Source organism: Shimia sp. MMG029 (assembly GCF_027947445.1).
In the GTDB taxonomy this organism is placed as follows: domain Bacteria; phylum Pseudomonadota; class Alphaproteobacteria; order Rhodobacterales; family Rhodobacteraceae; genus Shimia.
Genome location: NZ_JAQJIM010000004.1, coordinates 276874 through 294073, shown reverse-complemented (window position 1 = coordinate 294073; position 17200 = coordinate 276874). Strand labels below are relative to the sequence as shown.

General features: G+C 55.7%; 12 protein-coding genes. 3 read left to right on the top strand and 9 right to left on the bottom strand.

The window, feature by feature from the left end; genetic code table 11:
- Window positions 1–4 precede the first annotated feature (4 nt).
- Both PJL69_RS12595 and PJL69_RS12590 read right to left on the bottom strand, forming a co-directional pair.
- Window positions 5–1075, bottom strand: a complete 1071-nt coding sequence (locus PJL69_RS12595) for an efflux RND transporter periplasmic adaptor subunit (RefSeq protein ID WP_271309956.1) — start codon at window positions 1073–1075, stop codon at window positions 5–7.
- On the bottom strand, window positions 1072–1542 hold the full coding sequence (locus tag PJL69_RS12590; RefSeq protein WP_271309955.1) for a MarR family winged helix-turn-helix transcriptional regulator: 471 nt from the start codon (window positions 1540–1542) through the stop codon (window positions 1072–1074). Before PJL69_RS12590 ends, PJL69_RS12595 begins: the two co-directional genes overlap by 4 nt.
- A gap of 287 nt (window positions 1543–1829) precedes the next feature.
- On the opposite strand from PJL69_RS12590, the gene PJL69_RS12585 reads away from it, so the two are divergent.
- A complete protein-coding gene (locus PJL69_RS12585) occupies window positions 1830–4100 on the top strand; it encodes a PAS domain-containing hybrid sensor histidine kinase/response regulator (RefSeq protein ID WP_271309954.1) in 2271 nt (756 codons plus the stop codon).
- Between the two features lie 68 nt (window positions 4101–4168).
- Here the strand turns inward: PJL69_RS12585 and PJL69_RS12580 are convergent, their stop codons facing one another.
- The 7 genes from PJL69_RS12580 to PJL69_RS12550 all read right to left on the bottom strand — a co-directional run bounded on the left by PJL69_RS12580 (window position 4169) and on the right by PJL69_RS12550 (window position 11803).
- Window positions 4169–4879: a porin gene (locus PJL69_RS12580; RefSeq protein ID WP_271309953.1), complete on the bottom strand. Its 711-nt coding sequence runs from the start codon at window positions 4877–4879 to the stop codon at window positions 4169–4171.
- Between the two features lie 206 nt (window positions 4880–5085).
- Window positions 5086–6186, bottom strand: a complete 1101-nt coding sequence (locus tag PJL69_RS12575) for a flagellar basal body P-ring protein FlgI (RefSeq protein ID WP_271309952.1) — start codon at window positions 6184–6186, stop codon at window positions 5086–5088.
- A gap of 8 nt (window positions 6187–6194) precedes the next feature.
- Window positions 6195–7205 (bottom strand): flagellin, encoded by a 1011-nt coding sequence (locus PJL69_RS12570; RefSeq protein WP_271309951.1) that lies wholly within the window; start codon window positions 7203–7205, stop codon window positions 6195–6197.
- A gap of 2 nt (window positions 7206–7207) precedes the next feature.
- A complete protein-coding gene (gene flgK, locus PJL69_RS12565) occupies window positions 7208–8662 on the bottom strand; it encodes a flagellar hook-associated protein FlgK (protein WP_271309950.1) in 1455 nt (484 codons plus the stop codon).
- Between the two features lie 40 nt (window positions 8663–8702).
- Complete coding sequence (locus tag PJL69_RS12560; protein ID WP_271309949.1) at window positions 8703–10007, bottom strand: flagellar hook protein FlgE; 1305 nt, start codon at window positions 10005–10007, stop codon at window positions 8703–8705.
- Window positions 10008–10102: 95 nt separating this feature from the next.
- Window positions 10103–10948: a flagellar motor protein MotB gene (locus PJL69_RS12555; protein ID WP_271309948.1), complete on the bottom strand. Its 846-nt coding sequence runs from the start codon at window positions 10946–10948 to the stop codon at window positions 10103–10105.
- A 111-nt stretch (window positions 10949–11059) separates the two neighbouring features.
- Window positions 11060–11803, bottom strand: a complete 744-nt coding sequence (locus PJL69_RS12550) for a lysophospholipid acyltransferase family protein (RefSeq protein ID WP_271309947.1) — start codon at window positions 11801–11803, stop codon at window positions 11060–11062.
- A gap of 208 nt (window positions 11804–12011) precedes the next feature.
- Here PJL69_RS12550 and PJL69_RS12545 point away from each other — a divergent pair, with 208 nt between their 5' ends.
- Together PJL69_RS12545 and PJL69_RS12540 are read left to right on the top strand one after the other, a co-directional pair.
- The gene (locus PJL69_RS12545; RefSeq protein WP_271309946.1) at window positions 12012–13745 is read left to right on the top strand and encodes an autotransporter assembly complex protein TamA; all 1734 of its coding nucleotides are present in this window, start codon (window positions 12012–12014) and stop codon (window positions 13743–13745) included.
- The gene (locus PJL69_RS12540) at window positions 13745–17197 is read left to right on the top strand and encodes a translocation/assembly module TamB domain-containing protein (RefSeq protein WP_271309945.1); all 3453 of its coding nucleotides are present in this window, start codon (window positions 13745–13747) and stop codon (window positions 17195–17197) included. Before PJL69_RS12545 ends, PJL69_RS12540 begins: the two co-directional genes overlap by 1 nt.
- The last annotated feature ends 3 nt before the right edge of the window (window positions 17198–17200 follow it).

Here is a 17200-nt window from a genome sequence, read left to right as displayed (position 1 = left end):
GACCTCAGTTCCCAAAGCCGACAAAGCGGCGGACGGCTTGGCCATCTTTCAGGCTCGCCCCGCCAGCCAAGACAACTTCATCGCCGTCTTTCAGACCGGACAAGACGCGCAACATACCGTTTTCTGCAGGTGTGGTTTCAATCGCAGTCCATGTAACCGCACCTTCGGACGCCCCAACCGGATCAAAGCGCATGACCCCGATGGCGCCTGCTTCATTGATCACGATGGCCGTGGCCGGCACCATAATGCCGGTGAAAGGTTCTGTGGCTGTGACGTTCACGGTCACCGAGGAGCCCGGCAATATCGTGCGTCCTTCTGGGGGCGCCATGCCAAAGTTCAGGCGGAAGGTTTGGCCGATTTCCGAAGTTTCCGCATCATATTCGCGAATTTCCAGCGGATGCTCCACGTTGCTGCCTGGGAATTTGGCGCGGATCTGGACATCTTCTTCTTCGCCCGCGCGCTGGAACAGGATTTCCGGCACGTCGACCTCAATACGCAACTCGCTCAGATCGTGGATGCGCACAACAGGCGCACCGTTGGCAACAGTTGAGAACAGCTCCACATTGCGGCTTGAAATCAAGGCATCAAACGGGGCGGGCAATGTGGCGTGTCTGAGGGACCATTCCGCATTGCGTACGGCAATTTCTGCCAGGCTCGCCTGGGTTTCTGCATCATCCAAAGCCACCTGGCTGACCGTATTGCCGCGCAGTTTCTTCAGGCGGTCCACCGTGCGATCCGCTTGCTCTTTCTGAAGTCGCGCTTGTGCAAGGTTCAGTTCAAAGATTTCCAGATCAAGCCGGGCGATCATGTCACCTTTCTTGATGTTAAGGCCCTCGGTCACAGGAAACTCAACAATCTGACCAGCCACCTGAAACGCCAAATCGACGCTCTGGCGCGCTTTCACGCGGCCAAAGAACTGGCGCTCAAACGCCACCGGGGCTTCGGTGACTTGCAAGAGCTTCACTGGCTTCAACGCAGTCTCCGGCTGCACGCCCGTCTCTTGTGCGACACCGCCACCGGCGGCCCCCAATGAAAGCGCCATTGCCAGCGCGGAAAACAACCCTGCACGTTTCATTCGTCTCTGTCCTTCATCAATCCCGCCTTAACGGCACCGGGCATGGATTTTATTGCCAATGCGGCAAACGTTTTGATCTCTTCGGGCTGCATGCCGGAAATTTCCCGAAACCGGGTCACGACCTGTTCCAGAAGCGCGGCGCGCGCCTCTACCCCCGCCTCTGTCAATTCAAGCAACATCGCGCGCCGATCTTGCGGATCCGCGATCCGCCGTACCAAGCCACAACGCTCCAAAGCGTCAGCTGCCGGTGTCACGGCCGAAGGGACACAGAAAGCCACTTCTGCCAGCGCACCCATGCGCTTTGGACGATCCAGATAGACCAATATCTTCCGCTCAAGCTTGGCCAGAGGGGGCGAGACATTGATGTCCATCATCTCTGCCTCGATCTGGTTGAACAATGCAAACACACCGATCAATGCCTGAAACTCCGGTGGCAAATCGGTGTTGGCAAATAACTCTTCAGGCACGCGCGAATCCCTTAGATACTTCATTTACAGAAATATCCATGTAGAGAACCATGCATTTTCTGCAATAGTTATCCTTCAAAAAACGAGGGATCGCATAAAATTCGATCGAGTTTTCAGGCCAAAAGCGAAGCGATTTCGGCAGGCACCAGCCAGAGCAGAATCCCCTAGATCAAGCGCGAAAAACAAATGTCGCTCGGGGGGGGAAATGGACAATACAGCCTTTTGAGAAATGATTGTTTAACCCACCCTCCCTATGCCTGAAGGCAATGGGGCAATGAGAAACACCTATGAACGCATACACCAAGATTGAGGCAACCTTGCCAAGCAACGAGGCCGCACAACGTGCCCTGCTATCGCAGTATGCCTCTGAGCGCCTCGCAACGCTGCGCCGTAGGTTTGTGGTGTATATTTTCGGGTGTCTGTTTGCCGTGTGGGCGACGTCTTTGCCAGTTGGCCTTGGGCTCACCGGTCTTGTCGTGGCTGGGGATGTGGTCGATTGCCTGTGCCTACTCAGCCTTCATAGACAAATATCGCAAGGCGCGCACCATAGCCGATTGATGCGATTCGCAACCTTTGGCGGGATGTTCCAATGTCTTTCACTTACGGTGTCGGTGGCGGCCTATGTTCTGATCTGGGGGCAGGAAGGCACGATTTTGGGGGTCGCCGCCGTTTTGGGGATGGAAGCCTTAAACGCGACTTTGCTGCTGCCAACAAATCGAAAGGTCGCAATCAGAAAATTGGCAATCTGCGCCATCACGCCGATACTCTTGTTGGTCATAGAGCTCTTGCTGGCAGATGACCGCCATGCGCTCATGCACTTGAGCGCACACAGCCTGATGGCACTGATGTGTATGGGGTATATGTGCTACTCCTTCTCACGCTCCTCTTATGAAAATGCGCAAAAAACCGAAGACCTGAGAAAAAACGAACAGGCACTCTCCGCCGCGAACACCAAACTGCACGGGCAGCAAGATCAGTTGCGCAAACTCTCGATGGTGGCACGCAGCTCTAATGACACTGTCATCTTAATGTCGGCGGACCGAACCGTGGAATGGGTCAATGAGGCGTTCACAGACTTATCAGGTGTGTCGTTTCAGGAAGCAGTCGGGCGCAATATCTATGACCTGATAAGAATTACTGACAGCAATGCAGATGACTTCGACGAGGTTGCCGCTGCCGCAAAGCGTGGTGCTCCTTTGCGCACAGAACTGCACAATCGCCAAAACAACGGTCGTGATCTGTGGATCGACTTTCAACTGCTGCCGATCAAAAGTGCTGCAGGAGACATTGAGTTTTTCGTCACAATCGCACGCGATATCACCGCAGTGAAAGAGCACAGTGAGTCTTTGCGACAGGCCCGCGAGGCCGCAGAAGAGGTTGCAAAGGCGAAATCGAGTTTCCTGGCCAATATGAGCCACGAAATTCGAACGCCTTTGACCGGTATCATTGGCATGGCGGATCTCTTGACGGAAACCGAGCAGAGCCCGGAACAACGCACGTTTACGCAGACCATTGTGAGCTCGTCGCGGAGCCTCCTGACAATCATCAATGATATCTTGGACCTTTCAAAGCTTGACGCAGGCAAGCTGGCCTTGTCTGACACCCGCTTTGAAACGCGATCCTGCTTTGGCGATGTGATCCGCCTTCTTACCCCCGCAGCGCAGGAAAAAGGCAACGCGCTCAAGCTTTGGATTGACGACGGCGTGCCTGCACAGCTGATTTCTGACGACGTGCGTCTTCGACAAATCACAACCAACATCGTTGGAAATGCGACCAAATTTACCGAAGGCGGATGCATTGATGTCCGCGTCTGGACCAGCGCTGATGCCGCAGGAAGTATGTCGAATGAGGCTATGCTGAACGTTGCGGTCGAGGACACAGGTATTGGTATCCCTGAAGACCGGCTTCAGAGTATTTTTGATGAGTTTTCTCAAGCGGATGGATCGACCTCTCGCCGATTTGGCGGGACAGGGCTCGGTTTGGCGATCTGTCGCAAGCTTGTGGCGGAAATGGGCGGAAAGATCGACCTGCAGTCCACTGTTGGCGCAGGCACAAGCGTTCGCATATCCCTGCCTGTGAAGGTTCCTGCGTCAGCTGAAGACGCCGACGCAACAGCCCCCGCCATGGGTGGCGGCGACCTGACTGATCTTGCGGGTTTCACAATTCTGGTGGCGGACGACAACAAGACCAACCGCTTCCTGATGCGCAAATATCTGGAACCCCTGCCGCTCACGTTACACTTTGTGGAAAATGGCTATGACGCAGTAGAAGCTGCGCTTGAGCACATGCCCGACCTGATTTTTATGGACATCTCGATGCCAATCATGAGCGGCCTGGAAGTCACGGAAACCATCCGCGCAAATGCGGAGCAGCAGCCATGCATTGTGGCATTGACCGCCCATGTTCTTGACGGTGAGCAAGAAGCCTGCCTTGCGGCTGGAATGAATGACTTCCTGACCAAACCGATCCGCCGCCAGCAGATAGTGGATTGCTTGCGCCAGCATTTGGCCCAAAAAAACAAATCGAATGTGGCGAACTACACTGCGGTTGAAAGCTGAGCATTCTGCGACACGCACTGAAAAAGCCGCACCCATTGCGTGCGGCTTTTCCATTTTTTCGACTGGGATCAGAGACCTGGGAAGACGTTGAACAATCCGCGCTTGCCAAAGGTGGTGCCGCGGTTTGGACCGAAGTTGTATTCGATGCCCAGACCAAAGAAACCTTCGGAGTCTCCATCACCATCAGCCAGACCCAGTTCCGCGGTCAGCGTGGTGTTTTCAACCAGGTTGTATCGTACGCCAAAGGTGTAGACGTTTGCATCTGCTTCCGCGCTAAAATCTTCAATGTCGACATAGTCGTAAGCTGCTGTAATAGCGAGCTGCTCGCTCATGTCCCAGCTGCCCATAATACCCAGCAGGGTCAGATCAACATCGTCTTCATTGTCTTTCTGGAAATAGGCCTCAGCATAACCCAGGCCGAAGTCATACTTGCCTTCGATACCGAAAGATCCGATGGAGTCATCGATGTCTGAGTTTTCATAAAAAGCGCCCAGAGCAAGCTGCTCGTTCAAGCTGTAAATACCATGCACTGCTGCAGTTGTTCCACTTTCGCTGATCAGGCTGAAATCATGACGTGCCAGATCCACTTGAACATAAAAATTCTGTCCGAAACCAAATTCCGCAGAACCGTCCAGAGTGGTGGTGGCCACAGAATCGTCTTCAGCTTCGTCAAAGAAACTGGAATAGCTTAGGCCGATTTCGGCGCCTTTGAATTCGAATGCCTGTGCGGTGCCCGCGAGTGCGCTCAAACCAACGATAAGAGACAGAGCTGTTTTCATTTTTATTCTCCAGAATAGTCACGACGCAGCCATGGACTGCGTTCGCCTCCTATCTAGAAGTAACTTATGATTGTAAAATGCGTTTTAGAATCACCTTAAGGGGGTGGCAAAAAGGGAACACATGCCTTACATCTATTTGACTATGAAAACAAAAAGCGGCGCCAAAAATAAGGCGCCGCAACTCATTCAAATAACTGTTTCACAGTCTATCGCACGATGAACTCCGCATGCAGCGCGCCGGCGGCTTTGATGCTCTTTAGGATGTCAATCATGTCGCGTGGCGCAACGCCAAGCGCATTTAGGCCAGCGATCACTTCGCTCAGAGACGTGGTTGTTGGAACCTCTGCCAAACCGATGCCGGGATCTTCTTCGATCGCAGCTTCGGTGCGCGGCACCACCACTGTTTCGCCATCCGCGAAGGGGTTTGGCTGCACGACCAATGGCTCTTCGGTTACACGCAGTGTAAGACCACCCTGAGAGACCGCGACACGCGATATACGCACATCGTCCCCCATGACAATCGTGCCTGAGCGCTGATCGACAACCACGCGCGCTTTGCGCTCTGGTTGGACCGAAATATTTTCAATCTGGCTCAGGGCGTGGGCTGGCGACAGTTGATTGGTGCGGTTGATGTCCACCTGAACGGTGCCGGCATCCAGCATCAAGGCGACGCGGCGTCCGTAGTTGCGGTTGATGGCCTGCTCAATGCGGCCAGCTGTTGTGAAATCCGGCTCCCGCAACGCCAGACGCATATTGGTCAGCGATGAGAAATCAAACTCGATCTCTCGTTCTACGCGGGCGCCGGATGGGATCACACCCGACGTTGGCACGCCCTTGACAACGCCACCGGCGTCCCCTTCGGCAGCTACGCCCCCTGCGATCACCGTGCCCTGCGCGACTGCGTAGATCTCACCATCCGCGGCGTTCAATGGTGTCATCACCAAGGTTCCGCCCAACAGGCTATTGGCATCGCCAATCGCCGAAATGGTCACATCCACCGTGCCGCCTGCACGGGCAAAGGGTGGCAGGGTCGCTGTTACGAAAACCGCTGCCACGTTCTTAGGCCGCATCTGTTCGCCGGTGATGTTCACACCCAGGCGTTCCAGAATATTGGTCATTATTTCTTCGGTGAAGGGCGCGTTCCGCAGCCCGTCCCCGGTTCCGTTCAAGCCGACCACAAGACCGTAGCCAACCAGATCATTGCCCCGTACACCGTCAAATTCTACCAGATCTTTGATCCGTATCGGCGTTGCTGATGCCATCACCGGCATCAGTACGAGGAGCATCAGCATTCTTGCTAAGCTCATGAGATTTTTCATCTTACATAATTCGCCAGTGTCAGTTGAGAAAGACGCGCAGTGATGGTGTAGACCATCTCCAGCTGTACCTGTACTTTTTGAAGTTCGCCGGCCACCTGCGTTGCATCCGCTGACAGCAGATCATTCTGCGTAATTTTCAACGCACTGGTCTGAGCCGAGTTGTTGGTTTTGGCGTTCTCGATGCGCTCTTGGTTGAACCCAATGTCTGCTTGCAAAGAGATCACATCGTCTTGGTTTCCCAGCAGACTTTCACCCGCGCGCCCCATCAAGTCTTGTTTTTCAACAAGAGACAGATTCAAACCCGGATCATCGGCCAGAGCCATCATTGCCGTGTCACGCATCACGGCACGCAAAGCTAGATCATCGGCACGAACATTAAAGTCTGCAGTCTGGGTGTCATTCAAACGAAAGGGAGCCAAATTCGTGGTCGTGCCTTCATAGGCGCCGGTTTCAAAACCGCCGCCGGCTGTCATGAAGTAGGTTTCCAGACGTGCCTCAATATCAGACACAGACGTCGCACCCGCGACCGCTGCGCGAATCTGCGTCATCATGTCATCAGCAGTGACCAAAGCAGCACCATCCGTACCGGTGCCCGCGAAGAGGTTTCGGTCAGAGGCACGCCCATTCAAGGTGGTGACGATGCTTTCAAAATCATTTGCCGCACTGCGAGCCACTGCATCTATGGTTTGTTCAACACCAGAGTTCTGACTTGCGAGCGCATCGCGCGCCAGATCACCAGACAACGCGTGAACTTGTTTAAGCGACGCTTGCGCCACTTCGCTGAACACCGCAGCGTCCGAGATCGCCACGCCGTAGCCTTCCAACACGGTCAGTTGCCGCTCAACGCTGGCAAGCATGTTGAAGTCGCCTTTCAGGGAGGCGGCAACATCTGATTTGCGACCGGACCCAAGCTCGTTGGCCAATCGGTTCAAATTGTTCTTAACGTCCGTGTTTCTGCGCGACATCATCAAATGCTGCGCCATATCTCCTACAGAAGTAATTGGCATCGTTACAACCTCATCAATGAGTCTAGCATTTCATCCGCCGCCTGAATGAGGCGAGCATTGGCCGCGTAGGCCTGTTCAATCAGCATCAGCCGCTGCAGTTCCTGGTCGGTGTCCACACCATCCTGAAGTTCGAGATTTTCCAAGCTCGCAAGCTGAGAATTCGCGAACGCGAGATCGCGGTCACTGGTCACCCGTGCGCCGGAGACATTCGACAAAAGCTTACCGCTCAGCTCCGTCATAGAAACGGTTTTGGGTCCAAAGCTTCCGGACGGCGGCGCGATTTGCTCCTGCATCACATCCAGCATGCGGTTGAGCTGTGTCGCGTCGCCTGCGTCACCAGGAGCCGCCGCTCCCAAGCCGTCGCGCAGGCGCCAAGTTTCACCGGCACCGTCCAGATCCACAAGATTGTTCAGCTCAAGCCGACCGGCCAAGCCAACTTCGTCAGATGTTGCGAAGGCGGCACCCGCATCCGTGAAAAGACCCGGATCGCCTGCGGTCAGTGTCGGGTCTGTCGTGGTGTTCTGAAAACGCTCCACCAGACTACGAGCTGCCGCATCAAGATCTGCCTGTGCCTCAACGCCGAGTTCATCACGAATGGCAAATTGGGCACCAATTGCCCCGCCCGCCAGCGCGCCGCGTTCGGAATCAATGCGCACCGGGCGGCCATTGATTTCAACGCCTGAAAGCAGGCCCGCCGCATAGGTCATGTGCGGCTCAATTATGGAACTTTCATTGAAGGAAACTTCCACAGCTGTGCCATCAAGCAATGTGGCACCCGTTGTTGTGTAAAGCGCAACCGCACCATTGTCACGTGGAGCAAGGCGCACAGGAACCAACTCACCAATGCGGTCAATCAGCAGCCCGCGGGCATCCTCAAGACCAGCGGTTTCCTGACCGCTGCTCATCGCGCGGAAGATCTTGCGATTCATGTCCTGGGTCTGTTCCAACAGACCGTTCAGATCATCGATCATCTTGCTGATGTTTGAATCTGCATCAGACCGCATGGTCTGAATATCGTCAGAAGCAACGTTGAATTTCTTAACGATGTTTTCTGCGTCCAAAGCGATATTTTTCAGACGGATATCGCTGTCTGGTGCGCCGGTTGCCGTGGCAAGCGTGCTTTCGAATGTCGCCATCACACCAGACAAACTGTCCGCTGAGTCTGGTGTGCCAAGCACACGCTCAAGACGCGAATAAAACGAATTCGTACCCGTCGCAAATTGACTGCCCGCATCCGCGAGGCGCCGCTCTGCAACGGCAACAGGGTTGGCGTGACGCGTCACGCCGTCCAGCCGCACACCGCCAGAAAACCCATAGACAGAGGCGGACTGGCTCAGCGAACGCCGCGCATACCCTTCGGTGCTGGCGTTCGCAATGTTTGAAGACACAACCTGCGCTGAACGCGCGGAGGCCGTAAGACCGCTCAGAGCGTTGGTTAGAGCATTGGAAATACTCATTGGTTATCCTTTCCGACCGTCAAACGGCCTCTCGCGATTATCAGCGCTTGATGTTGGTGGTTTCCTGCAGCATCTCGTCCACGGTCTGAACGATCTTTGCGTTGGTGCTGTAGGCTCGTTGTGTCTTGATCATATCGGTCAGTTCGCCCGCCACGTCGGTTGCAGATTCTTCCCGCATGAAGGAAAGGATCTCGCCGGTTGGACCGCTGCCTGCATCCCATAGGAAATAGGATCCACTTTCGTTCGAAGGCACATAGGTCTGAAAATCGAGCTGGATTTCAAGCCCATTCGGGTTTGGCACATCCACCATCGGAATTTTGAAGATGGTACGGGTCACACCACTGCTGTACTTTGCAGTTACGATGCCGTTACCATCCACGTTGATTTCATTCATCGTGCCGACTGGCGCACCATCTTTGGTCACTTTCAGCGGCGCATAGGTATCGCCCAGCTGGCTCATACCGCCGGTTTCACCGATCAAGCCAAGGTCGATCTCGATTGGGCCACCGCCCACAGTCAACATGGCTTTACCTGTTGCCGGATCGTAGGCGCCACCAGAGTTGGTTGTTACGCTGGCAAGCGTGCCAGCAGTCGCACGCGCATCATTGAAGGTGAATGTGTAATCACCGACAATCGCATTACCGGACGCAGAATCGCGAATAACCATGCGCCATTCGTTGGACGATCCGCTTGCAGGCACCGTTGGTGTGAATGTCACATCCAGCTTCTCCGACTGACCAAGGTTGCCAAAGTATTCAATGCCAAGAACTTCCGCACCAGCGGTTGCGCCAGCAAGTGTGGAGGTCGAAGGCAGGTTCACGCCCAGCTCAACAGCCGTTGTAGGAGACCCTGCAAGCTCAGTGGTCAACATGCGGATCGGACGCAGTGCGGTATTGCTGTCCCTTGGTACATTCGGGAATGTGCCATCCGCATTTGCAGGCCATCCCATCAAGGCCAAACCGGCCTCAGAAACGAGGTAACCCTCTTTGTCCGCGCGAAACGCCCCGGTGGTTGCCAGCATCATCTGTGGATTGTCATTGCCAGCTTTGATCGCATTGGCGGAAGCCACTGGCAAAAATCCACGGCCACGCACAGCCAAATCCGTCGGGTTGGACGTCGGGATCAGCGATCCACCAGCGTCAATGATGCGGCGGCTGCTGGCCTGAACGCCACCCGCAGTGTATTTTCCGCCCCGAGAGCCGGTCACCATGGATTGGAAATCGGTCTCCACACGGCGGTAACCGTAGGTGGCTGAGTTCGCAATGTTGTCGGAGATTGCCGCCAGGCGCGTCGCATTTGACGACAACCCGGCTACACCGGCATTAAGCGAAGAGGAAATCGACATGGTACGCCTTTCTGCTGTAACCCTTTGTTCGATTTCCCTGTTACGACGCTCCAACTTAACAGCGCACTAACGCGCCAAAAAAGAATCCGCCTACCTCACTGATCAGATCTGAGCAGAATGATCTCAATGCGGTTATTTCGCAGGTCTCTTGGGATGTTTGACACCAATTCACGGTCTGCATGCCCTGTCACACGCGCAATGCGTTCGGGATCAAGACCATAGGTCTCCATCAGCTGCCTCATGGCATCTGCGCGAATCGATGACAAAGGCCAGGCTTGTGTGTTGCGCACCGTCACCGGCTCTGAACGCACATGCCCTTCAACGGCAACTTTGTTACTCACAAGATTGGAGACCTCGGACAAGACCTCTGCCAGATCGAGAAGCAGCGGCATAGGTTGCGCCGATCCCTCAACAAATAGCCGTTGGTTTGGCGCGTCAAAAAGCTCAATTACCAAGCCTTCATCGGTCAGCCGCGTCACTACATGCTTCATCAGATTGTCAGACAGGAAGCTTTCACCGCCTCCGCCAATCAACAGATCCTGCACCTCAGACAAAGCATCCTCAGTATCAGAGGCGCCCTCTTCTGCGCTTGGATTTCCTGTATCAAATTCAACTGGATCAGGCTGCCCCTCCACCGAGGTTGGCAAACCACCTGTGCCTTGCTGAGCCAGAATGCGTTCCGTCAAAACGCTGTCCCCACCAAACATCGCACTGCCCCCACCGGACATCTTGTTTAGCGGCACAGTCGGATTGAAGAACTCCGCAATACCCAGCCTTTGTTGTTCTGTTGTCGCATTAATCAGCCACATCAACAGAAAGAACGCCATCATTGCGGTCACAAAGTCCGCATAGGCGATTTTCCACGCCCCACCATGATGTCCGTCACCGCCGACCACTTTCTTTCGTTTAATGATCACCGGCGCGTTGGAATTATCTGCCATCGCACGTCACCTTTTTCTCACCCAAGATGACAGTTATCCACGACGTCTTACCCTGAGCTTAACAAACAGGGTTTTAGAAGCATTCTACAGAGTTTCCGAAAGCCTCTATCGTTATCCGTGCAAGGCTGCAGACAGCTGCGCCATAAAGCTGCGACGATCCAGACCTGCTTCAATCGGCGCACCGATTTCCACAATAATGGTGCCTGGGTATTTTAATAATGTCCCATACGGCCAGCAGGCCCCGGAATTCAGACAGATCGGCACGGCGGGCACACCAGCCAGCTGATAAAGAACGCCAACGCCTGCCTGCACCTGCCCATCCTGAGACAAGCGGCGCGTACCGCTTGGGAAAATGAGCAGGTTTCGCCCCTCTTTGACCGCAGCCGCACCAGCCCGAAACCCATCACGCATCGTGTCCCCAGTTGCGCTTGTCGCCACAGGGACATGCCCGAGCTTGCGCATCAATGGCCCAAAAATCGGATAGGAAAAAATCGGTTGCTTGGCGTACATGACGGGTCTTTTGAGAAGCAGCTGAAAAAACAGCGTCTCCCATGTGCTTTCATGCTGTGACGCCATCAAAACGGGCGTATCGGGCAAATTTTCTTGTCCACGCACCTCGTAGCGCACGCCACACATCACACGCAGCAGCCACAGCTGAATCCGCAAATAACGATCTGTCACGGCGTAGACCGTATCCCGTGACAGGCAGATTCCCGGCCACAGAAGCAAAAACGGCAATGCCGCCAGACTTGCCCCAACGTAAAACAACACGCTGCGCAACGCGATCAGGGCCAGCCATGGGTGTTTCCTGGGTCTCAAAACCTTGGTGCTTTCATTGTGAGTCAGCTGCGGCACTGTGGTGCTTCCTTACTTTGCCATATAGCCAGCGAGTCCGACTTGAGCTACTCTAGCCACAGCGTGTGGAGCAAGTGTTTCATCACCATGATTTTTATAGAGTGTTGTTTTGACGCATTGGGGGATTAGGTTGCGACGACGCACAAGATGGGTCCGCGAACTCAGCGTAGCGCCATGTATTTTTCTGGCGGCATTTTGCCTTTCAAGTTTGCCTGCAATTGCATTTGAAATCGACTTCCGCATGTCGGGCGGGGAAGCAGGGCTCTCTGAGAGATTGCAATCTTCGTCCTTGCTGACAGCCGCCAAAAACGATGGCACCACAGAGGGCCAGGACATCGTAGCGGCGGCGCAATCCGACTACAGACGCCTGTTGGGGGTGCTGTATCGCGCTGGCTATTTTGGGCCATCAATCTCCATAAAGGTGAACGGGCAAGAAGCTGCGAACATTTCTCCTTTTGCCCAGATCAACACAGTATCGCGTGCAAGCGTGACCGTGACAACGGGCCCGCGCTTTCGCTTTGGTCAAACAGAAATCGCGCCAGTCACGCCGAAAACAGAACTACCCGAAGAATTTGCACCCAGGGCCCCTGCCGATCTTGGTGCAGTTGAAAACGCAGCCCGCGTGACCATCAGCGGTTGGCGCGATGAGGGACATGCCAAAGCCAAGATATCAAACCAGCAAATCAGTGCAGACCATCGTGCGTCGGAGCTGGATGTGGCGGTCACTGTCGATCCCGGCCCGGAATTGAAATTTGGCAACCTGATCTACAAAGGACAATCCAATGTGCGCGCTGAGCGGGTCGTGGAAATTGCCGATCTGCCTACCGGCAGCACGTTCAGCCCTGAAACCACACGCCAAGTCACTGCGCGCCTGCGTCGGACAGATACCTTCCGCACAGTGGACCTGCGCGAGGCTGAAGAAGCCAATCCTGATGGCACTTTGGACATGGAGCTCGCGCTGGTCGACAGCCCGCCGCGCCGCTTTGGGTTTGGTGCAGAATTGGAAAGCACAGAGGGGCTTTCGCTGTCGGCCTTCTGGATGCACCGCAACCTGCGCGGCGGCGCCGAAAACCTGCGTTTTGATGCGGAGATTGAGAACATCGGTGGCGACAGTGCCGGTTTGAACTATCGCTTGGGTACGCTTTATTCCCGGCCAGCGACGTTCAATTCAGACACGGCCCTCGTAATCGGCGCAGAGATCAAGCAAGAAGACGAAGATCTGTATTTTCTGCGTCAATTCGGGGCCAGTGTGGGCTACAAGCGCATTGTGTCTGAGCGGCTGGAAACCAGTGCGGCGCTGACCGGGTTTTATTCGGATGTCGATGACAACTTTGGGGAACGTCAGTTTCAAGCCCTCGGGGTGCGGGCCTATGCAAAGCTCGATCGGCGCGATGTGATCGTCAATCCAACCAGCGGCTATTTCATACAGGCGACAGCCTTTCCCTATGCGGGTTTTTCCGACACCGAACCCGCGCTGTTTCTTGAGGGGGACGTGCGCGGGTACCTGAGTTTTGGCGCTGACGATCGGCTGATTGCAGCGGGGCGCATCCAAGTGGGCAGCATCCTTGGCCCCAGCATTCGCGGCACCCCGCCGGATCTGCTGTTTTATTCTGGCGGCGGTGGCACGGTGCGCGGTCAACCCTATCAATCCGGCTTTGTGACGGTAAATGGCATCGACAGCGGCGGGCTGTCCTTCCTTGGTGTGTCCACCGAAGCGCGCATTAAGATCAACGACACATTCACCACAGTCGCCTTTTTTGATGGCGGCTTTGTCGGCGAAACCTCCAACATCTTTGGAGATGGCAGCTTCCATTCTGGTGCGGGTCTCGGCGTGCGCTACAACACAGGTTTTGGCCCTATTCGCGCGGATTTGGGCCTGCCTGTTTCTGGCAACACCGGGGACGGTGTTCAGCTCTATATTGGTATAGGACACGCTTTCTGATGCGCTGGTTTGCTCTCATTCTGTTCTGGTTTTTGCCCTTCGCGGCCTTCGCGCAAGACAACGAAGACGCCAGTGACGAAGACAAAGGCATGCTGACAAGGTTTTTGGAGGATTCCCTGTCGGGCGCGGGCCGCGAGGTGGAGGTCATAGGTCTGCGCGGGGCGATCAGCTCCACTGCCACAATCGAAGAATTGCGCATTTCAGATGTGGACGGGCCTTGGCTGTCACTCAAGGAGCTGTCGCTTGATTGGAACAGGCTCGCGGTTCTGCGCGGCAATGTGAATGTGAATGAGCTGAGTGCGGCGGAAATCAACCTGGCGCGCATTCCCAAAACAGACCCAAGCCCGACAACAGCTGAAACCAAGCCTTTTGCGTTGCCAGAGCTGCCGGTCAGCATCAATATCAAGTCCCTGAAGGCGGATCGCATTTCACTGGGCGCACCGATCTTGGGAGAAGCCGTAGATTTCTCACTGAACGCGCGCCTGATTTTGGAAAGCGGCGCAGGTGAAGTGCTGCTCAGCGCCACGCGCATGGGCGGGCCTGCAGGCCAGTTCGCAGTGGACGGGGCCTACGCCAATGAGACGGGCATGCTGCGGCTAGATCTTCAGGCTGCTGAAGACCCAGGTGGTTTGGTGGCCACCCTGGCACAGCTCCCCGATGCGCCAGCGCTTGGGCTGACTGTGCTCGGCGAAGGCCCTTTGAGCGATTTTATTGCCGATCTGCGCCTGACAAGTGATGGTGAAGAACGCCTGGCCGGTCAGGTGGAGCTGTCCACCGAGCCTGCACCGGCGTCCACCACAGAGACAGCACAAGAGGAGAGCAAACCAACGCAAGTCATCCGCGCGGACATCGCGGGCAACATGGCGCCATTGTTTGCGCCCGATTACAAAGATTTCTTTGGTGAACGCATCGCGCTTCAAACATTGTTGCGCCGTTTTGGGGATGGCCGCACGACACTGGACACCCTCAGCCTGACGTCTCGCAGCCTCAATCTAAATGGCGAACTCGCGCTCAGTGCGGCAAATTTGCCTGAGCGGTTTGACCTCGACATTCTTCTGCGCGACGACACAGGCGCGCGGGTTTTGCTGCCGGTGAGCGGCCCCAAAAACTATGTTCAGAGCGCCGCACTGAAGGCGGTATTTGATGCTGAAAAAGGGCAGGTCTGGACGCTAGAGGGCAACGTATCAGGTATTGAAACTGAAGACGTCACGCTTGAACGTGTGCAGCTTGATGGACGTGGAGACATTGTCACCACCCCCAAACGCCGTGTGACGGCAGATATTGCACTCGATATGACGGGGCTTGCGCTTCCAGACCCCGCCCTGACCGATGCTGTGGGGGACAGCGCCAGCCTGACGGCGAACGTCGACTGGACCGATGGCGACGGTGTGCGGCTCACCAATCTGTCAGTCGATGCTGCGCAGGCGTCTTTTAAAGGGGACGCCCATCTGACCGGCCAAGGTCAAGATATGCGCATTGCCACAAACGCGGATCTTTCCGTGCCCGATCTGGCGCGATTTGCAGGGCTTGTCGGCCGCGAACTTGGAGGCGCGATCGCGGCGCAGCTGACCGGTGACATTGCCCCACTCAGCGCTGGCTTTGATCTGGATTTGACAGCCAATGCAACAGATCTTGCGACCGGCGAGGCGCAGGTGGATGCGCTTCTGACGGGAGAGAGCAGCCTTGCGCTCTCTGCAAAGCGTGATGAAACGGGCCTGATTTTGCGCAAGGGGGACATCGAAACCTCTCAGCTCACCGCCTCTGGCAAAGGCACATTGGCCAGCGAGAACAGCGACCTTCAATTTGAGGCGGCGCTGGCAGAGGTCGCAGCGCTTGTGCAGCTAGAGGGACTCAACGGCCCCGCGACTGTGGCAGGCAGCGCCAAGCAAACCGGCGCGGACTGGGCTTTTGATCTTTCTGCAACAGCACCGGCCGAGACCCGCGCAACCATTAAAGCCGCCTTGCCCAAAGCTGGGAAACCTTCGGCAGAGTATGACTTTGAAATCGGCAAGGTCGACAACTTCATTCCGAGCCTGCCCGGCGCAGCGAGCATCAAAGGCACCGCTGCGGAAACAGACACAGGCTGGGCGCTGGATTTCGATTTGGCCGCCCCGTTTGACAGCAAAGGCAGCGGACAAGGCGTGATCGACCCGCAGGGGGACGGCACAGATTTTACCGTGTCAGGCACGCTTCCTTTGGCAGCCGCCAATCCATTTTTGCAACCAAATGCCATTCAAGGGCTTGCTCAATATGACCTGCGGATGCGCGGCGTCCTGGAGCCTGCCAGCGTCACAGGCACGGTTTCCCTGTCTGGCGCACGCTTTGCTCTGCCAGATCTGCGGATCGCATTGGAAGATATCTCTGGCACGATTGGTCTGGCCAACACGGCAGCGCAGATCAACATCACCACTCAGTTTTCAGGTGGCGGTGAGATTGGCGTTGCAGGCTCGCTCGGTTTGGCGCCTCCGTTTAATGCGAACCTGCCTGTGAGCTTGCGCAATCTGCAATACCAACAGGGCCAGCTGTTTGAGACAACAGCCAATGGCACCATCACGCTGTCTGGTCCCGCCACAGGCGGGGGACAGATTGCGGGGGATATCAATCTCACGCAGACCAATATCCGCATTTCTCCCGTCGGTTTGTCAGGTGGGGGGGCGGTGCCTGATATCACCCATCTGGCCGAACCCGGCGCCGTGTTCACCACGCGGGATCGTGCTGGGTTGATTGCCCGTGACGAAGCCGCTGCAGGCCCTGCCGCGCCGCCTTTCGGGCTGGATGTTACGGTCAGTATCGGGGATCGTATTGCCGTACGCGGCCTCGGACTGAACGCAGACTTTAACGGTGCCATGCAGGTCACCGGGACCACAAACAACATCGTGCCTAACGGCGAGCTAGACCTCATTCGGGGACGACTGGACTTCCTGTCAAACCCATTTGAGCTGGATGAAGGAACCATCTCTCTGCTGGGAGACTTCATCCCGACGATGCGAGTTCAGGCCACAGCGGAACAACCGGATGCGACCATCTTCATCATTATTGACGGTCGGATGGATGATCCGGAAATCAAATTGGAAAGCGATCCTGAGTTGCCGGATGACGAAGTGCTGTCTCAGCTGCTGTTTGGACGTGATCTCTCCAGTATTTCTCCGCTGCAGGCCGCTCAACTTGCTGCCGCGCTGGCAACGCTCTCCGGTTCGGGCGCACGCGGTCCGGCTTTGGGCAAAAATGTCGGACTTGATGACTTTGGCCTGACGTTTGATGAAGATGGCGCACCCGGCGTGCGCGCGGGCAAATACATCAGCGAAAACATTTACACTGAGGTTGGTGTCGACAGCGAAGGCAAAAGCAACATCAGTATCAACCTTGATGTGAACGACAATCTGACGGTCAAAGGCACAGTTGGGTCAGACGATGAGAGCGCGCTCGGGGTCTTCTTTCAGCGCGACTACTGATGC

Excerpts from the sequence above, each read along its gene's own strand:
- PJL69_RS12570 (WP_271309951.1), bottom strand. The coding sequence starts at position 7,205 with ATGCCAATTACTTCTGTAGGAGATATGGCGCAGCATTTGATGATGTCG.
- PJL69_RS12555 (WP_271309948.1), bottom strand. The coding sequence starts at position 10,948 with ATGGCAGATAATTCCAACGCGCCGGTGATCATTAAACGAAAGAAAGTG.
- PJL69_RS12540 (WP_271309945.1), top strand. The coding sequence starts at position 13,745 with ATGCGCTGGTTTGCTCTCATTCTGTTCTGGTTTTTGCCCTTCGCGGCC.
- PJL69_RS12585 (WP_271309954.1), top strand. The coding sequence starts at position 1,830 with ATGAACGCATACACCAAGATTGAGGCAACCTTGCCAAGCAACGAGGCC.
- PJL69_RS12595 (WP_271309956.1), bottom strand. The coding sequence starts at position 1,075 with ATGAAACGTGCAGGGTTGTTTTCCGCGCTGGCAATGGCGCTTTCATTG.
- PJL69_RS12580 (WP_271309953.1), bottom strand. The coding sequence starts at position 4,879 with ATGAAAACAGCTCTGTCTCTTATCGTTGGTTTGAGCGCACTCGCGGGC.
- flgK (WP_271309950.1), bottom strand. The coding sequence starts at position 8,662 with ATGAGTATTTCCAATGCTCTAACCAACGCTCTGAGCGGTCTTACGGCC.
- PJL69_RS12575 (WP_271309952.1), bottom strand. The coding sequence starts at position 6,186 with ATGAGCTTAGCAAGAATGCTGATGCTCCTCGTACTGATGCCGGTGATG.
- PJL69_RS12560 (WP_271309949.1), bottom strand. The coding sequence starts at position 10,007 with ATGTCGATTTCCTCTTCGCTTAATGCCGGTGTAGCCGGGTTGTCGTCA.